General features: G+C 52.6%; 1 rRNA gene. It reads left to right on the forward strand.

Annotated features, from left to right (window positions below):
- The first annotated feature begins 156 nt into the window (after nucleotides 1–156).
- Nucleotides 157–3,090, forward strand: a 23S ribosomal RNA gene (locus KHA97_RS16100).
- The last annotated feature ends 1 nt before the right edge of the window (nucleotide 3,091 follow it).

The following is a 3,091-nucleotide window of genomic DNA, read 5'->3' on the forward strand; positions in this document are numbered from 1 at the left end:
GATCAGCCGAGCGCTGATCAGAAGACGTTTCGTTTCGTTCAGTTTTGAGAGGTTGAACTCTCAAAACATTTTTTGTTCCTTGAAAACCAGATAATAGAGAAGTAACAAACCAAGAAAACATCACCTTATGGAATTATCCATAAGAAACCTTTTTATGATTAAGTTAGAAAGGGCGCACGGTGGATGCCTTGGCACTAGGAGCCGATGAAGGACGGGACTAACACCGATATGCTTCGGGGAGCTGTAAGCAAGCTTTGATCCGGAGATTTCCGAATGGGGAAACCCCCTGCCCGTAATGGGGTAGGATCCATTTCTGAATTCATAGGAAATGGAAGGCAGACCCGGGGAACTGAAACATCTAAGTACCCGGAGGAAGAGAAAGAAAAATCGATTTCCCAAGTAGCGGCGAGCGAAACGGAAAGAGCCCAAACCAAGAGGCTTGCCTCTTGGGGTTGTAGGACACTCAACATGGAGTTACAAAGGAACGGGGTAGGCGAAGCGATCTGGAAAGGTCCGCCATAGAAGGTAACAGCCCTGTAGTTGAAACTTCGTTCCCTCCTGAGTGGATCCTGAGTACGGCGGGACACGTGAAATCCCGTCGGAAGCTGGGAGGACCATCTCCCAAGGCTAAATACTCCCTAGTGACCGATAGTGAACCAGTACCGTGAGGGAAAGGTGAAAAGCACCCCGGAAGGGGAGTGAAAGAGATCCTGAAACCGTGTGCCTACAAATAGTCAAAGCACATTCATGTGTGATGGCGTGCCTTTTGTAGAATGAACCGGCGAGTTACGATTTCATGCAAGGTTAAGTCGAAGAGACGGAGCCGCAGCGAAAGCGAGTCTGAATAGGGCGTTTTGAGTATGAGGTCGTAGACCCGAAACCAGGTGATCTACCCATGTCCAGGGTGAAGGTAAGGTAACACTTACTGGAGGCCCGAACCCACGTACGTTGAAAAGTGCGGGGATGAGGTGTGGGTAGCGGTGAAATTCCAATCGAACCTGGAGATAGCTGGTTCTCTCCGAAATAGCTTTAGGGCTAGCCTCAAGGAGAAGAGTCTTGGAGGTAGAGCACTGTTTGGACTAGGGGCCCTCATCGGGTTACCGAATTCAGACAAACTCCGAATGCCAATGACTTGTCCTTGGGAGTCAGACTGCGAGTGATAAGATCCGTAGTCGAGAGGGAAACAGCCCAGACCGCCAGCTAAGGTCCCCAAGTATCCGTTAAGTGGAAAAGGATGTGGAGTTGCTTAGACAACCAGGATGTTGGCTTAGAAGCAGCCACCATTTAAAGAGTGCGTAATAGCTCACTGGTCGAGTGATTCTGCGCCGAAAATGTACCGGGGCTAAACGGATCACCGAAGCTGCGGATTGACACCGTTGGTGTCAGTGGTAGGAGAGCGTTCTAAGGGCGGTGAAGCAAGACCGGAAGGACTTGTGGAGCGCTTAGAAGTGAGAATGCCGGTATGAGTAGCGAAAGAAGGGTGAGAATCCCTTCCACCGAATGCCTAAGGTTTCCTGAGGAAGGCTCGTCCGCTCAGGGTTAGTCGGGGCCTAAGCCGAGGCTGAAAAGCGTAGGCGATGGACAACAGGTTGATATTCCTGTACCACCTTTTTACCGTTTGAGCAATGGGGGGACGCAGGAGGATAGGGTAAGCGCGCTGTTGGATATGCGCGTCCAAGCAGTTAGGCCGGGGTGGAGGCAAATCCTTCATCCTAAGGCGGAGCTGTGATGGCGAGGGAAATATAGTACCGAAGTTCCTGATTCCACACTGCCAAGAAAAGCCTCTAGCGAGGTAAAAGGTGCCCGTACCGCAAACCGACACAGGTAGGCGAGGAGAGAATCCTAAGGTGATCGAGAGAACTCTCGTTAAGGAACTCGGCAAAATGACCCCGTAACTTCGGGAGAAGGGGTGCTCTGATAGGGTGTAAGCCCGAGAGAGCCGCAGTGAATAGGCCCAGGCGACTGTTTAGCAAAAACACAGGTCTCTGCGAAGCCGCAAGGCGAAGTATAGGGGCTGACGCCTGCCCGGTGCTGGAAGGTTAAGAGGAGCGCTTAGGTGCAAACCGAAGGTGCGAATTGAAGCCCCAGTAAACGGCGGCCGTAACTATAACGGTCCTAAGGTAGCGAAATTCCTTGTCGGGTAAGTTCCGACCCGCACGAAAGGCGCAACGATCTGGGCACTGTCTCAACGAGAGACTCGGTGAAATTATAGTACCTGTGAAGATGCAGGTTACCCGCGACAGGACGGAAAGACCCCGTGGAGCTTTACTGCAGCCTGATATTGAATGTTGGTGCAGCTTGTACAGGATAGGTAGGAGCCTAGGAAATGGGAGCGCCAGCTTCCATGGAGGCATCGGTGGGATACTACCCTTGCTGTACTGACCTTCTAACCCGCACCCGTGATCCGGGTGGGAGACAGTGTCTGGCAGGCAGTTTGACTGGGGCGGTCGCCTCCTAAAGAGTAACGGAGGCGCCCAAAGGTTCCCTCAGAATGGTTGGAAATCATTCGCAGAGTGTAAAGGCACAAGGGAGCTTGACTGCGAGACCTACAAGTCGAGCAGGGACGAAAGTCGGGCTTAGTGATCCGGTGGTTCCGCATGGAAGGGCCATCGCTCAACGGATAAAAGCTACCCCGGGGATAACAGGCTTATCTCCCCCAAGAGTTCACATCGACGGGGAGGTTTGGCACCTCGATGTCGGCTCATCGCATCCTGGGGCTGTAGTCGGTCCCAAGGGTTGGGCTGTTCGCCCATTAAAGCGGTACGCGAGCTGGGTTCAGAACGTCGTGAGACAGTTCGGTCCCTATCCGTCGCGGGCGCAGGAAATTTGAGAGGAGCTGTCCTTAGTACGAGAGGACCGGGATGGACGCACCGCTGGTGTACCAGTTGTCTTGCCAAAGGCATCGCTGGGTAGCTATGTGCGGACGGGATAAGTGCTGAAAGCATCTAAGCATGAAGCCCCCCTCAAGATGAGATTTCCCATCGCGCAAGCGAGTAAGATCCCTGAAAGATGATCAGGTTGATAGGTCCGGTGTGGAAGTGTGGCGACACATGGAGCTGACGGATACTAATCGATCGAGGACTTAATCAAA

Source organism: Lederbergia citri (assembly GCF_018343625.1).
Taxonomy (GTDB): domain Bacteria; phylum Bacillota; class Bacilli; order Bacillales; family Bacillaceae_C; genus Lederbergia; species Lederbergia citri.